This is a genomic window from Trinickia sp. Z7 (genome assembly GCF_056498045.1).
Genome location: NZ_JAUEQW010000007.1, coordinates 126,051 through 140,412, shown reverse-complemented (window position 1 = coordinate 140,412; position 14,362 = coordinate 126,051). Strand labels below are relative to the sequence as shown.

Annotated in this window: 13 protein-coding genes; 8 read left to right on the top strand and 5 right to left on the bottom strand. The window is 63.2% G+C overall.

From position 1 onward, the window contains the following. Positions 1-62: 62 nt before the first annotated feature. Positions 63-1,838, bottom strand: a complete 1,776-nt coding sequence (gcl, locus tag QQS38_RS14595) for a glyoxylate carboligase (RefSeq protein ID WP_479646079.1) — start codon at positions 1,836-1,838, stop codon at positions 63-65. Positions 1,839-2,079: 241 nt separating this feature from the next. Here gcl and QQS38_RS14590 point away from each other — a divergent pair, with 241 nt between their 5' ends. From QQS38_RS14590 to QQS38_RS14555, 8 genes are all read left to right on the top strand, one after another. Beyond that, positions 2,080-2,991: a substrate binding domain-containing protein gene (locus QQS38_RS14590; protein WP_479646078.1), complete on the top strand. Its 912-nt coding sequence runs from the start codon at positions 2,080-2,082 to the stop codon at positions 2,989-2,991. A 220-nt stretch (positions 2,992-3,211) separates the two neighbouring features. After that, entirely contained in the window at positions 3,212-3,589 is a 378-nt protein-coding gene (gene rpsF, locus QQS38_RS14585; RefSeq protein WP_277426961.1) for a 30S ribosomal protein S6, read from the top strand. Between the two features lie 47 nt (positions 3,590-3,636). Then, complete coding sequence (priB, locus tag QQS38_RS14580; protein WP_277426962.1) at positions 3,637-3,936, top strand: primosomal replication protein N; 300 nt, start codon at positions 3,637-3,639, stop codon at positions 3,934-3,936. 2 nt (positions 3,937-3,938) lie between these two features. Beyond that, positions 3,939-4,214 carry a 30S ribosomal protein S18 gene (gene rpsR, locus QQS38_RS14575; RefSeq protein ID WP_277426963.1) on the top strand — a complete coding sequence of 92 codons (276 nt, stop codon included), beginning with the start codon at positions 3,939-3,941 and terminating at the stop codon, positions 4,212-4,214. A 27-nt stretch (positions 4,215-4,241) separates the two neighbouring features. Continuing rightward, entirely contained in the window at positions 4,242-4,694 is a 453-nt protein-coding gene (rplI, locus tag QQS38_RS14570) for a 50S ribosomal protein L9 (protein WP_479646077.1), read from the top strand. Between the two features lie 157 nt (positions 4,695-4,851). Next, positions 4,852-7,287 (top strand): replicative DNA helicase, encoded by a 2,436-nt coding sequence (gene dnaB, locus QQS38_RS14565; protein WP_479646076.1) that lies wholly within the window; start codon positions 4,852-4,854, stop codon positions 7,285-7,287. A 223-nt stretch (positions 7,288-7,510) separates the two neighbouring features. Beyond that, the gene (locus tag QQS38_RS14560; RefSeq protein ID WP_277426966.1) at positions 7,511-8,137 is read left to right on the top strand and encodes a DUF47 domain-containing protein; all 627 of its coding nucleotides are present in this window, start codon (positions 7,511-7,513) and stop codon (positions 8,135-8,137) included. An 18-nt stretch (positions 8,138-8,155) separates the two neighbouring features. After that, entirely contained in the window at positions 8,156-9,166 is a 1,011-nt protein-coding gene (locus QQS38_RS14555; RefSeq protein WP_479646075.1) for an inorganic phosphate transporter, read from the top strand. Positions 9,167-9,264: 98 nt separating this feature from the next. On the opposite strand, the gene QQS38_RS14550 is transcribed toward QQS38_RS14555, so the two are convergent. The 4 genes from QQS38_RS14550 to QQS38_RS14535 all read right to left on the bottom strand — a co-directional run bounded on the left by QQS38_RS14550 (position 9,265) and on the right by QQS38_RS14535 (position 14,320). After that, the gene (locus QQS38_RS14550; RefSeq protein ID WP_479646203.1) at positions 9,265-10,392 is read right to left on the bottom strand and encodes a C40 family peptidase; all 1,128 of its coding nucleotides are present in this window, start codon (positions 10,390-10,392) and stop codon (positions 9,265-9,267) included. Between the two features lie 334 nt (positions 10,393-10,726). Continuing rightward, complete coding sequence (locus tag QQS38_RS14545) at positions 10,727-12,535, bottom strand: PhoH family protein (protein ID WP_479646074.1); 1,809 nt, start codon at positions 12,533-12,535, stop codon at positions 10,727-10,729. A 330-nt stretch (positions 12,536-12,865) separates the two neighbouring features. Then, a complete protein-coding gene (locus QQS38_RS14540) occupies positions 12,866-13,327 on the bottom strand; it encodes a peroxiredoxin (protein ID WP_479646073.1) in 462 nt (153 codons plus the stop codon). A gap of 96 nt (positions 13,328-13,423) precedes the next feature. Then, positions 13,424-14,320 carry a polysaccharide deacetylase family protein gene (locus QQS38_RS14535; RefSeq protein WP_479646072.1) on the bottom strand — a complete coding sequence of 299 codons (897 nt, stop codon included), beginning with the start codon at positions 14,318-14,320 and terminating at the stop codon, positions 13,424-13,426. Positions 14,321-14,362 lie beyond the last annotated feature (42 nt).

The window sequence follows — 14,362 nt, the reverse complement described above, 5'->3', positions numbered from 1 at the left end:
GCCGCTTTCCCGGCGATCGTCCGCTCGCTCGACGATGGGGTAAGCGGCACGGCGGGCGAGGCTCAATCGAGCAGAGAAATGGCCGTCGGCGCGTCGTCCCGCGAGTCGGCGAGCGGCTCGAATTCGTTGACGGCGTCGATCTCCGTGCCCATCGCAATGTTGGTTACGCGCTCGAGAATCACCTCCACGACGACGGGCACCTGGAACTCGGCCGCCATCGCTTGCGCCTTTTGCAAGGCGGGCGCGATGTCATCGGGTTCGAACACTCGCAGCGCTTTGCAACCCAAACCCTCGGCCACCGCGACGTGATCGACGCCATAGCCGTTCAGTTCGGGGGCGTTGACGTTGTCGAACGAGAGTTGCACGCAGTAGTCCATGTCGAAGCCGCGCTGTGCCTGCCGGATCAGGCCCAAGTACGCATTGTTGACCACGACATGGACGTAAGGCAGCTTGAACTGCGCGCCGGCGGCCAACTCTTCGATCATGAATTGGAAGTCGTAATCGCCCGAGAGCGCGACGATCGGACGGCTCGGGTCCGCCACTCGCACGCCGAGCGCGGCTGGAATCGTCCACCCGAGCGGGCCTGCTTGTCCGCAGTTGATCCAGTTGCGCGCCGCGTACACGTGTAGAAACTGCGCCGCGGCGATTTGCGACAGCCCGATCGTGCTCACGTAGCACGTGTCGCGGCCGAACGCTTTGTTCATCTCTTCGTACACGCGTTGCGGTTTGATCGGCACATCGTCGAAGTGCGTTTTGCGCTGCATGGTGCGCTTGCGTTCGCGACAGGCTTCGCTCCACGCGCCGCGCTCTTTGAGCTTGCCTGCCGCTTTCCACTCGCGCGCCACCTCGACGAACAGCTCCAACGCGGCTTTGGCATCGGAGACGATCCCGAGATCGGGCCCGAAGACGCGGCCGATTTGCGTCGGCTCGATATCGACGTGCACGAATTTGCGGCCCTTTGTGTAGACCTCGATGCTGCCCGTATGTCGATTGGCCCAGCGGTTGCCGATGCCGAGGACGAAATCGGATGCGAGCATCGTCGCGTTGCCGTAGCGGTGGGACGTCTGCAGGCCCACCATGCCGGCCATCAGAGGATGGTCGTCTGCTATCGCACCCCACGACATGAGCGTGGGCACGACCGGCACGCCCGTGGTTTCGGCGAATTGAACGAGCAGCGCTTCGGCGTTGGCGTTGATCACGCCGCCACCCGACACGATGAGCGGGCGCTCGGCCGCATCGAGCAAGGCAAGCGCGGCTTCGACTTGCTTGCGCGAGGCCTTGGGCTTGTAGACGGGCAGCGGCTCGTACGTGTCGATGTCGAACTCGATTTCGGCCAGTTGCACATCGATCGGCAAATCGATCAACACGGGGCCGGGGCGGCCCGAACGCATCAGATGGAACGCTTGCTGGAACACGCGCGGCACGAGCGCGCTCTCGCGCACCGTGACGGCCCATTTGGTCACGGGCTTGGCGATCGATTCGATGTCGACTGCCTGGAAGTCTTCCTTGTACAACCGGGCGCGAGGCGCTTGACCTGTGATAGCGAGAATAGGAATCGAGTCGGCCCAAGCCGAATAAAGTCCGGTGATCATGTCGGTGCCGGCGGGGCCGGACGTGCCGATACATACGCCGATGTTGCCCGGCGCGGCGCGCGTGTAGCCCTCGGCCATGTGCGAAGCGCCTTCGACATGGCGCGCGAGGACATGGCTGATGCCTCCTGCTCGGCGCAGCGCCGAGTAAAGCGGGTTGATCGCGGCGCCGGGCACGCCGAACGCCGTATCGACGCCTTCTTTTTCCAGCACCAGTACGGCGGCGTCGATGGCTCTCATCTTCGGCATGGGTCTCTCCTCATCCTGTTCGTCAGTGCGTTCGGTCGCGGGTTAGGAGCACTGTAGAACCACAGAAAAAGTTTGATAAGATCGCGATAAGTTCTTTGATCCGATACAAAATGTATTGAATGGCGGTGCCGAACAAGGCAGCGGGCAGGGGACGCTCGGATCGCGGTCGATTCCGCCGCCGCAATAGGACGCCGAGCCGGTCCGCTCAGGCGTGGAGAGGGGTGCAGCGAGGGGATTGACGATGGATCGCTTCAAGCAGATCGAAACATTCGTGCGAGTGGCCGAAGCCGGCAGCTTGGCGGCGGCCGCGCTCGAAGAAGGGGTCTCGCCGGTCATCCTCGGTCGGCGCATCGATGCGCTCGAAAAACGGCTCGGTGTGAAACTGATGTACCGCTCCACGCGCAGGCTCGTGGTGAGCGAAGCGGGCGCCGCGTTTCTCGAACGTTGCAAAGGGCTACTGACGGATTGGGAGCAGGCCGAGAACGAATTGGCCGTGGGGCGGCAGGCCGTGAGCGGGCACCTTATCGTCTCGGCGCCGGCCGCTTTTGGCCGCAAGCACGTTGCGCCGCTTGCGCCGGCCTTCTTGGCCGACAAACCGGGGTTGCAGATGTCGTTCAATTTGACCGATCGCGTCGTCGATCTCGTCCGCGAGGGCTACGATTTGTCGATCCGCATCGGCGGCGCCGTGGATCCGAACTTCGTCGCCGTCAAGCTCGCGACGAACCGGCGCGTCGTTTGCGGCACGCCGGGGTACTTCGCGCGGCATGGGCGCCCGCGTGCATTGGAGGACTTGCCCGCTCACAATTGCCTCGCCTTCAATTTGCAAGGCGGCCAAAACCGCGGCTGGTACTTCTTGCGCGGGGGCAAGCGCGTGACGATGCGCGTGAGCGGCACGCTCGATTGCAACGACGGCGAACTGCTGCACCGGTGGGTCTCGGAAGGACTGGGCCTGGGTTGGCGCTCCACGTGGGAAATCGCCGAGCAACTCGCGCGCGGCGAACTCGAGACGGTGCTGGACGAGTTCGCGCTGCCCGAGTACGACATCCTTGCCGTGTACCCGCAGCAGCGTTACGTGCCGGCCAAGGTGCGGTACTTCATCGATTATCTGAAGCAGGTGTACACGCGGCCGAGGTATTGGGGCGAGGGGGCATAGCCAGTATCGGCCTAAGCGGCCCGCACGATGCGGCGCCGGCGGCGCAACGCTCGAGGGCGAGCCCGCGGCGGCCGGCGGTTCGCCGCGGGCAAATAGGCGCAAATTGCGTTCTTTGACTAGTTGGGTTAAAATGCCCGGCTTCTCACTTGCCACACCGGTTGGTCCGATCAACGAATCGGACCATTGACGCCCGGGTGGCTTCAATCCACAAGGAGTGTGTATGCGTCATTACGAAATCGTCTTTGTCGTACACCCCGATCAAAGCGAGCAAGTGCCCGCGATGATCGAGCGGTACAAATCCACGATTAGCGCGCGCGGCGGCAACATCCACCGCATCGAAGACTGGGGCCGTCGCCAGTTGGCCTACATGATCGAGAAACTCGCTAAGGCTCACTACGTCTGCATGAACATCGAATGCGACCAAGCCACGCTCGAAGAACTCGAACACGCGTTCAAGTTCAACGACGCCGTGCTGCGTCACCTCATCGTCAAGATGAAGAAGGCCGAAACCGGTCCGTCGCCGATGATGAAGGAAGTGCAGCGCGAAGAAGCCAAGAAGGCGGCCGCCTCGTCGCAGCCGTCCGAAGCGCAGGCTTAACGGTACTCACGGTTTAAGCCACCAAGGATTCAGGTTTTTTCGCCCCCGTGAACCGGCTGCAACTCACGGCCAGCGTCATCGAACGCGAGCCGCTGCGCTATACGCCGGCCGGTGTGCCGATCGCAAGCTGTACGCTGCAGCATCGCGGGGAAGTCGTCGAAGCCGGCGTCGTGCGGCAAATCGAATTGACGATGCCCGCGCTAGCCGCGGGCGCGGCGAGCGGGAAGCTCGAAACGTGTGAAATGGGCGTCGAAACGCTCTTCACCGGCTTCCTGGCGAAAAAAAGCCGCAACGCGAGAACCTTGGTGTTTCACATCACAGAATTGCAGGACATTGGAAAGGACTGAACATGGCCCGCCCCACTGGTAAGAAATTCGACAAGCGCCGTCAGCAACAAAACCCGCTGTTCAAGCGCAAGAAGTTTTGCCGCTTCACGGCTGCTGGCGTCGAGTACATCGACTACAAAGACCTCGACACGCTGAAGGACTTCATCGGCGAAAACGGCAAGATCACGCCGGCTCGTCTGACGGGTACGAAGGCCCATTATCAACGCCAGCTCGATACGGCCATCAAGCGCGCGCGCTTCCTCGCGCTGTTGCCGTACACCGACCTGCACAAGGCCTAATCAGACGACGCGATAAGGAGAATCCGAATGCAAATCATTCTTTTGGAAAAAGTCGTCAACGTGGGCAACCTCGGCGACGTGGTGAAGGTCAAGGACGGCTACGCCCGTAATTTCCTGATCCCGCAAAAGCTCGCACGCCGCGCCACGAAGGAGGCCGTTGCCGAATTCGAAGTGCGCCGCGCCGACCTCGAAAAGGCCGCGGCCGAGAAGCTCGCCGCCGCGCAAGCGCAGGGCGAGAAGATGTCTGGCCTGACGGTCCAGATCGGCCAGAAGGCTGGCGTCGACGGCCGTCTGTTCGGCTCGGTCACGAACGCCGATATCGCCGAAGCGCTGACCAAGCAAGGCTTCAAGGCGGAAAAGGCGCAAGTGCGCATGCCGACGGGTCCGCTCAAGATGGTGGGCGATCACCCCGTGCAAGTGTCGCTGCACACCGATGTCGTGGTCGACATCACCGTGTCGGTGCTCGGCGAGCACGCGTAAGCATCGCGACGCAATACCGGCCGTTCCGGGTGTAGTTTCCGGTTCGGCTCACAATCTCGAAGAGGGCAGGAGCCGGAACACCGGGTCCTGCCTTTTTTGTTTTGGCCTCGTTTTGCCTGCTGGCTAAGCCGCGGCCATTTCGCGATAATGCCTCCCCATGAACGCACCGTCGAACGATCCGCAACTCGAATCGCTGAAAGTCCCGCCGCATTCGATCGAGGCCGAGCAATCGGTGCTCGGCGGCTTGCTGCTCGACAACGCAGCATGGGACCGCATTGCCGATTTCTTGTCCCAGAGCGATTTTTACCGGTACGACCACCGGATCATCTACGAGCACATCGGGCGGCTCATTGCCGCGACGCGGCCCGCCGACGTGGTCACGGTGTACGAAGCGCTGACGACGTCGGGCAAAGCCGAGGATGTCGGCGGGTTGTCGTACCTGAACGCGCTGGCCCAGAACACGCCGAGCGCGGCGAACATTCGACGCTACGCCGAAATCGTCCGCGATCGAGCAGTGTTGCGCCGGCTCGTCTCCGTCGCCGATGAAATTTCCGCCGATGCTTTCAACCCGCAAGGCAAGGAAGTCCGGCAACTGTTGGACGAGGCCGAATCGAAGGTGTTTTCGATTGCCGAGGAAGGCTCGCGCGGCACGCAAGGCTTCCTCGAAATCGGCCCGTTGCTCACGCAGGTGGTCGAGCGCATCGATACGCTGTATCACACGGCCAATCCCAGTGATGTCACGGGCACGCCCACGGGCTTCGTCGATCTCGACCGGATGACCTCCGGCATGCACGGCGGCGAGCTCATCATCGTGGCGGGACGCCCGTCGATGGGTAAGGCGCAGCCGCTCGATGCGCGGGTCAAAACGCTCTCGGGCTGGAAACGCATGGGCGAATTGCAGCTCGGCGATGCGTTGGCGTCGGTGGATGGGGCACCGTCCAGGGTGACGGGCATCTATCCGCAAGGCGATCGGCAGGTCTATCGCGTTCGATTTTCGGATGGCCGCTCGGCCGAATGCTGCGACGAGCACCTTTGGCGCGTGCATTGCCGCGATTGGTTAGCGCCACGTGTGGTCGACACCGCTCACTTGCGCGCCTTGCTGAGTCGCAAGCAGTATCGAAATCGCTTGTCGATCGATGTGCCGAGCGGTGAGTTCGGCCATGGGCAAGCGCTACCGCTCGATCCTTGGGTGCTCGGCGCGTTGCTCGGCGACAGAGCGATCGGCGCAGGATCCATACGGTTCGGCGGCAAAACCCTCGAAGCGTTCGAGCGCATGCGGGCGGGCGTGCGCGCCGCGGCGGCAGTGCAGTGCGACGACTGGCGTGCGGTTGATCGGGGAACCGAGCGCCGCGGCCAATGCGAGCAGGGCCCAGGCCTCGACGTCGACCCGATCGAACAGGCGCTCGAGCGCCTCAGGCTCTGGGGTTGCACGAGCCATGACAAATTCATTCCGCGCGCGTACTTGGACGCCGCGAGACCCGAGCGCCGGGATTTGCTCAGCGGGCTGCTTGACACCGGCGGGCACATCGACGCCTCGGGCACGCTGCGCTATTGCACGGCAAGCCCGCGGCTCGCAAACGATGTCTGCGAACTCGTGCGCTCGCTTGGGGGCTGGTGCTCCGTTGCGGAAGAACCGGCGAGCTCGATCGGGGGCGGGCGGCCCGATCGGGGTGCAACGACTTACCATTGCACGATCCGCCACCCGGATCCGCAAAGCCTGTTTCTCTTCGATGGCAATTGCGAGCGCCTTGGGCGCGACTCACGCGCGAGCAGTGAGCCCATCCTGATCTCGATCGAGCCGACTCGGCGTGCGCCAACGCAATGTATCTCGGTATCCCATCCGTCGCGTCTGTATGTGACCGACGACTACGTCGTGACGCACAACACGGCGTTTTCGATGAACATCGGCGAATACGTTGCCGTCGAATATGGGTTGCCTGTCGCCGTGTTCTCGATGGAGATGCCCGGCACGCAGCTCGTCATGCGGATGCTCGGCTCGGTCGGCCGCCTCGACCAACATAGAATGCGCACGGGGCGCTTGACCGACGAAGACTGGCCCAAGCTCACTCATGCCGTGCAAAAAATGAGCGAGGCCCAGTTGTTCATCGACGAGACGGGCGGCTTGAATCCGATGGAACTGCGCTCGCGCGCGCGTCGCTTGGCGCGTCAATGCGGCAAGCTCGGCCTCATCATCGTCGATTACTTGCAACTGATGTCGGGCTCGTCGTCCGGAGAGAACCGCGCAACGGAAATCTCCGAGATCTCGCGCTCGCTCAAAAGCCTGGCCAAGGAACTGGACGTGCCCGTCATCGCGCTGTCGCAGTTGAACCGTGGCTTGGAGCAGCGCCCGAACAAACGCCCGGTCATGTCGGACCTGCGCGAGTCCGGCGCAATCGAACAGGACGCGGACGTCATCCTCTTTATTTACCGCGACGAAGTGTACAACCCCGACAGCCCCGACAAGGGCACGGCCGAGATCATCATCGGCAAGCAGCGTAACGGTCCCATCGGGCCTGTACGGCTCACGTTCATGGGGCAATACACGAAGTTCGATAATTTTGCCGGTGCGCAGTCGTTCTACGGGGGCGAGTAGGCGTAGTGCCCCAGCGTGGGGCGCGGCTGTTGCATTCTCATGCGAAGGTGCAACCAGGCGTTGGGCGCACCCGCATGACCCGGTACAATGTTGCAGTTTCATGTCAGCCCCGAGAATCGCTGTGCGTTAGCGCGGATCGCTTCGCAGCGGATTCGTTTTCGGCCCAGCGGTATCTACCGCCGCGGAGTTGGGGCGCCCAATATGACCACCTATCGGGATCTCAATGTTCGGTCGCTTCATGCCCACCGAGGGCAAGTTCTTTGAAATCTTCAACGAGCACGCGAAGTGCATCGTCTCCGCGAGCGAGGAGCTCGAACGGCTAGTCGATAATCTCGGCGAAGCCGAAGTGCATAAGCAGCGCGTGCAGGCCAATGAGAAGGCCGCCGACAAGCTGACGCACGAAACGATCGACCTGCTGCACAAGACGTTCATCACGCCGCTCGATCGCGACGAAATCCATAAGCTGATCACGACGATGGACGACATCCTCGATTTGATGGAGGACGTCGCCACGGCCGTCTCGCTCTACGACGTGCGCGTGATGCCGTCGGAGGCCAGCCAGCTCGCGCATATCTGCACGCAAACGGCGAAGTACGTGCAACAAGCGGTCAACATGCTGTCGGACATGCGGCAGGCGCGCCAGATTCTCTCGGCGTGCGAGGAGATCGATCGCTTGGAGTCGGAAGCCGACCGCGTGCTGCGCTCCGCCATGTCGAAGCTGTTCCGCGAGGAAGACGATGTCAAGACGTTGATCAAGCTGAAGGCGGTCTACGAACTGCTCGAATCGATTACCGACAAGTGCGAGGATGTCGCGAACATCATCGAAGGCATCGTGCTGGAAAACGCGTAAAGCGAGCGGACAAAACCGATGCAATCGATCCAGATCGCCCTTTGGGTGCTCGCGACGTTAATCGCCGTCGCGCTCGTCTTCGACTTCATGAACGGCTTCCATGACGCCGCGAATTCGATCGCGACCGTCGTCTCCACCGGCGTGCTCAAGCCACAGCAGGCGGTCGCTTTCGCCGCCGCCTGCAATGTCATCGCCTATTTCATCTTTCACCTGAAGGTCGCCTCGACCGTCGGCAAAGGCACGATCGATCCGAAAATCGTCGATCACTACGTGGTGTTCGGCGCGCTGTTCGGCGCGATCATTTGGAACATTCTGACCTGGCGCTTCGGCATCCCGTCCAGTTCGTCGCACGCGTTGATCGGCGGGCTCGTGGGCGCCGCGCTCGCCAAATCGGGATGGTGGGCGTTGAACATCGACGGCATCATGAAGACCGTCGCCTTCATCTTCATTTCGCCGCTGCTCGGCTTCGTGTTGGGCTCTTTCTTCATGACCGCGGTGTCGTGGATCTACTTTCGCACGCCACCCAGCAAGGTCGATCGGCGCTTCCGGCGCTTGCAACTGATTTCGGCAGGCCTTTATAGCCTCGGGCACGGCGGCAACGATGCGCAAAAAACGATCGGCATCATCTGGATGCTGCTGATCGCGACCGGCTTCGCCTCGGTCACTGCCGACGCGCCGCCGGTGTGGGTGATCGGCGCGTGTTACATGTCGATGGGGCTAGGCACGCTGTTCGGCGGCTGGCGCATCGTCCGCACGATGGGCCAAAAGATCACGAAGCTCAAACCGGTCGGCGGTTTCTGCGCGGAAGCGGGCGGTGCGATTACGCTGTTCGTCGCGTCTGCCATGGGTGTGCCCGTTTCCACGACGCACACGATCACGGGCGCCATCGTCGGTGTCGGCGCCACCCAAAAACTGTCGGCGGTGCGTTGGGGCGTGGCGGGCAGTATCGTTTGGGCCTGGGTGTTGACCATTCCCGCGTCGGCGTTGCTGGCGGCAGCCGGCTGGTGGCTGGGACATCGGCTTCTGTAGCCGCACGACTGCTGCGTGAACCCGCAGCTTCTTGACAGCGATGCGCCGCCTCTCGGCGTTCGCTCGCCCATGGCAGCTCGCGCGTTCGTCGTATTGCGTCAGTCGCGGCCGTTCGCGAATTGGGCGATCGGATCGTCGTTGGTCGAACGCGGCGCGTTTTGAATGCGCGGCATGGTCGAAGCGCGCATGATTTGCACGGTGGATTCGGGCGGCCCGGGCTGAATCGGCAATGCGCCGGCGCGCCTTGCTTGTCGCTCGGCTTGTGCCGCGGCAGGCGGCGGCTCGAACGCGTCCGCTACCGCATCGATTGGATCTTCGGCCGCTGGGGCGGGCACGGCCGCTTGGCGTGTGGCGGCATTCCCGGCGTTCCCAGCGTTCCCGGCGTTCCCAGCGTTCCCAGCGTTCCCAGCGTTCCCAGCGTTCCCAGCGATCGGCGAGGGTGTTGTCGAGCCGGTTCCGATCGATGCGGCCGGTGTGACCGCTTCGGATGCTTCGATGGACGAGACTCCCGACACGCCGGCGAGCGCCGGCGGCCGCGCAGCGGTTGGCCGTGTAGCCGCCGCCGGCACAGCGATCCCAGGCGCTGCGTTGGCTGCCGTTCCTGTCGCGGCCTCGACCGTCGGTTTCGCGGTGGGCGGCGCCTGCTGTCCCGCCAACCGGGTGGGGGCGTCGAATGGCGATGGCGGCTCGAGCGGAGCAGCGACGCGCCGAATGCCATCGAAGCGTTTCGCCCAGTACGGGTTCGTCAAATAATCGAGCCGGACGGTGCCCCCCGTCGACGGCGCGTTCACGAAGCGCAATTTGCCGACGTAAATTCCGACGTGCGAATGCGGCCGGCCCGTCGTGTTGAAGAAAATGAGATCGCCCGGCGCAATCTCGTCAGGCTCGACCGATTCCCCGCGATGGCTGATATCGGCGGTCGTGCGGGGCAACTCGACATCGGCTGCGCGCGCAACGACGTAGCGCACGAGCCCACTGCAATCGAAGCCGCTGTCGGGCGTGTTGCCGCCCCAGCGATACGGGACGCCGACTAGACTCATCGCTTGAATCGAGATTTCTTCGCGGCCAATGCTGTGGTCCACGAAGCGGGGCGAGCCCGGCGGCATCGTGCGCAGGGCATACTCGCCGCGAGAAGGGCTGCCGCCGGCGCGCGCGGTCTTCGGCGGCGCGCTCGAGCACGCAGCCAATGACAGCACGACGAGAAGAACCAGCCAGAATCGCAGCATGAACTCGGACACCGGTGCGGCCGATGCCAGCAAAGTCAGGTATATAGGACGCCGCATCGAAGTGGCGCCACATCGCGCGGTGCGCCGCTTGCGTCATGTTCGCGCGGGCCGCTGCGGCCGATGGTAGCCCTGGCGGCGGGCCTTCGGCAACAATTCTTCATCAATTACTTGAGGTTTTGCGCGCGTTCGTTGCCTGACCGATACGCCCGCCGATGCCCCGAGCCCTGCCCGAACAGGTCGAAAAAAACGCCCGGCGAACCGGGCGTTAAAAGCTAAGCGGTGAGAGCAGACACGCTAGAGAGTAAGCTTGAGCGCATCGTGCCCCATTACACGATCACAAGATGTCGGACGCGTAATCGGCCAGGCGCGAGCGCTCGCCGCGCGCAAGCGTGACATGACCGCTGTGCGCCCATCCTTTGAAGCGATCGACGACGTAGGTGAGGCCCGAACTGCCTTCGGTCAAATACGGCGTATCGATTTGCGCGATGTTGCCGAGGCAGACGATTTTCGTCCCGGGGCCCGCGCGCGTGACCAGTGTCTTCATTTGCTTGGGCGTGAGATTCTGCGCTTCGTCGATGATCAGGTATTTGTCGACGAAGGTGCGCCCACGCATGAAATTCATGCTCTTGACCTTCAGACGCGAGCGAATCAGCTCCTGCGTGGCGGCTCGCCCCCACTCGCCCGCGCTGTCGTCGGTCCGTTGCAGCACTTCGAGGTTGTCGTCGAACGCGCCCATCCACGGCTGCATCTTCTCTTCCTCGGTGCCGGGCAGGAAACCGATGTCTTCGCCCACCGGCACCGTCGCACGCGTGACGATGATTTCGTTGTACCGCTTCTCATCGAGCACTTGCGCAAGGCCGGCCGCCAGCGCGACGAGCGTCTTGCCGGTGCCCGCTTGCCCCAGTAGCGTCACGAAGTCGATGTCCGGATTCATGAGCAGGTTCAACGCGAAGTTCTGCTCGCGGTTGCGCGCCGTAATGCCCCAGACGTTGTTCTTGTTGTGGCTGTAGTCGCGCAGCGTCTGCAAGACGGCCGTCTTGCCGTTCAGTTCGCGCACGATGGCTTGGAAGGCAGGCTCGCCCGTCTGCGGTTCCAGGTAAAGGAATTCGTTCACGAGCAGCGACGGGCACAGCGGCCCGGTCACGCGGTAATAGGTCGTGCCGGTCTTGTTGTCCTGCCAACTTTCCATGCCCTTGGCATGTTTGGTCCAAAAGTCTTGCGGCAACGCGCGCACGCCCGAGAACAGCAGATCCTTGTCCTCGAGCACTTGATCGTTGAAGTAGTCCTCCGCCGGTAGACCCAGCGCGTGCGCCTTGATCCGCATGTTGATATCTTTCGACACCAGCACGACTTGCCGATCTTCGCGCTCGCGTTGCAGCGCGCGCACGACCCCCAGAATCTGGTTGTCGGCCTTGCCCTGAGGCAGTCCCTCGACCGGCTCGATGTCGGCCAGCTTCGTCTGGAAGTAGAGACGGCCCAGCGCCTCGCGGCTTCCAAGGCGGGCGAGCGGCAACCCCTCCGTGATCGGGCCCGCGTTGGCGACGAGCGCATCGAGGGTGCGGCTGACTTGCCGCGCATTGCGCGCGACTTCGGACATGCCTTTCTTGTGGTTATCGAGTTCTTCGAGCGTCATCATCGGCAGATAGACGTCGTGCTCCTCGAACCGGAACAGGGAGGTCGGATCATGCATGAGCACGTTCGTGTCGAGCACGAACAGCTTGCGCACGTCCACCTCGTCCGCGCCGGCTTTACGGCTGCGCGGCTTGACGGCGGGCGCAGCCTGCGCTTGCACGGCGGGCGTCGTGGCGGCGGGTGTTTGCGTGCGTGCTTGCACGGGGGCGGCCGTCGTGGCCGGTTGCAACAGGGCCGCTGTCTGCTTCGGCTTGCGGCCGCGGCCGCCGGGCGCTTGCTCGGCGATGGCGGGCGAAGGCGGCAGCGAACGCACCGCGGCGCCCGCATTGGCGGCAGGCCCCATCGGGGCGGCGACCGAAGCGGTGCCGCTCACCGCGTCATACTCGGTCGCGTCTGCTTGCTCCCCAATCGTGCCCTGTTTTTTGGCGGTGCGCGCCGGCCTGGCTTTGGCTTTGAATTCGTCGGGCGGCAAAAGACTGCCGAGTTTGCTGGGCGGGGTAGGCAAAGGCATGGTTTCCCTCTAAGAATCGGGTCGCATCTCATGCGCCGCCATGCAGAGACTGCCCGCGGTCCCGGGCCGGCCTGCTAGCGGCGCGTTTCAGGTTTCGGTTCGCCGGTTCGCCTAGATTTCGATCAGCTCCTTAGCAAAGGCCGACGGCCGAACAGCACGGGGCCGCCGAAAACAAAAAAGCCGCCGCTCCTGTTGTGATGGAGCAAGCGGCTCGATTGCGAGCGTCGCGCGGCGCCTGGCGCGTAAAACGTCTGCCATGGCGACGACGCCGGCGCGGCTGCGGACAAGACGAAGTGAACGGGAACTCATTGCAATGCAATATAACGCGCGTCAAAGTGCTTGTACAGCCTCGAGCGTTTCGTCGACGTGTCCGGGCACTTTCACCCCGCGCCACTCGCGCCTGAGCACGCCCTGAGCGTCGATCAGGAACGTGGAGCGCTCGATGCCGCGCACTTCCTTGCCATACATCTTTTTCATTTTGATGACGCCGAACAGCGAGCACAGCGATTCGTCGGTGTCCGAAATCAGGGGGAACGGCAGTTCGAGTTTCGCCTTGAAGTTTTCATGCGAGCGCAGACTGTCGCGCGATACCCCAACGATCTCGGCGCCCGCCTTTTGAAACTCAGGGTAGAGGTCGCGAAAGCGCAAACCCTCCGTGGTGCACCCGGGCGTGTTGTCCTTGGGATAGAAATACAGCACCAGCTTTTTACCGCGCAGGCCGGACACGCTGATCTCGCCGCCGGTCGCTGGCGCCGAAAAATCGGGGATGGGTTGGTCGACTGCAATAGGCACGTGGTTCTCCTGTTTTTATCGCGCAAATCGTCGAGTGGTTCGACACGGGCCGCACGGCCGCGCAAGCCGCCGATGTGGCGCCGAGCTGCCGGGCGATCAGTCCGGCTGGACGATCAACTCGCCCGAACGGCCGGGAATCGCGCCCCAGGCGACAGGGTACGATGGCAGCAGGCCAGGGTCCAGCGCAGCATGGTAATCGCCCATCGTCGCAAAGGTATGACCTTGTGCTTGCCAGCCGGCAAGCAAGCGCTCGAACACGGGGGCAAGCTTTTGCCCTTCGAGCTCGGCATGCAGCGTGAAGACTTGATCGTGAGCGCTGCGGGCCGTGGCGGCGAGTAGGCGCTCGGCGACGTTCGTTTCGTCGCACCCGTCGATGCCCAGCAATTCGTCCAGCGTGGGCAGCGTGGTGGGCAGTTGCACGTGCCGAAGCGTTTTACCGTGGACGACGGGACGGTACGGCGAGTGACCCCGCCCATCGGAGGAGTACGCCATGCCCCAAGCGTCGATCTGTTCGAAAGCGTGCTCGTTCATTTGCCAGCCGGCCGATCCGTGCGTGGCCGGCGGGGCGCCGAAAATATCGGCGAACCGCGCGAAGCTTTTTTGCATCTGCCCGACGGTCCAGTCCCGCCCGCGCGAGCGAACGTTATCCTGCCAGTAGACGTGGTCCCATGTGTGAATCCCGCATTCGAAGCCCGCTTCGTGGATCGCGCGCATATCGGCCACGGCGCGCCGGCCGATGTCGGGGCCAGGCAGCAGCACGCCGTACATGAGTTGCTTCACGCCGTAATGCTCGAGCACGGATGTGCGCGAGACCTTTTTCAGGAACCCCGGCCGCAGCACTCGGCGCAGCGCCCAGCCCGTGTGGTCGGGGCCGAGGCTGAACAGAAAGGTTGCGCGCGCCTTGAAGCGGTCGAGCATGCGCGCGAGATTGGGCACGCCTTCGCGTGTGCCGCGCAGCGTGTCGACGTCGATTTTCAGAACGATGCGGGGCAAAGACGGACCTCGAAATGTTGCATCGGCGCGGCCAAGGCGAAC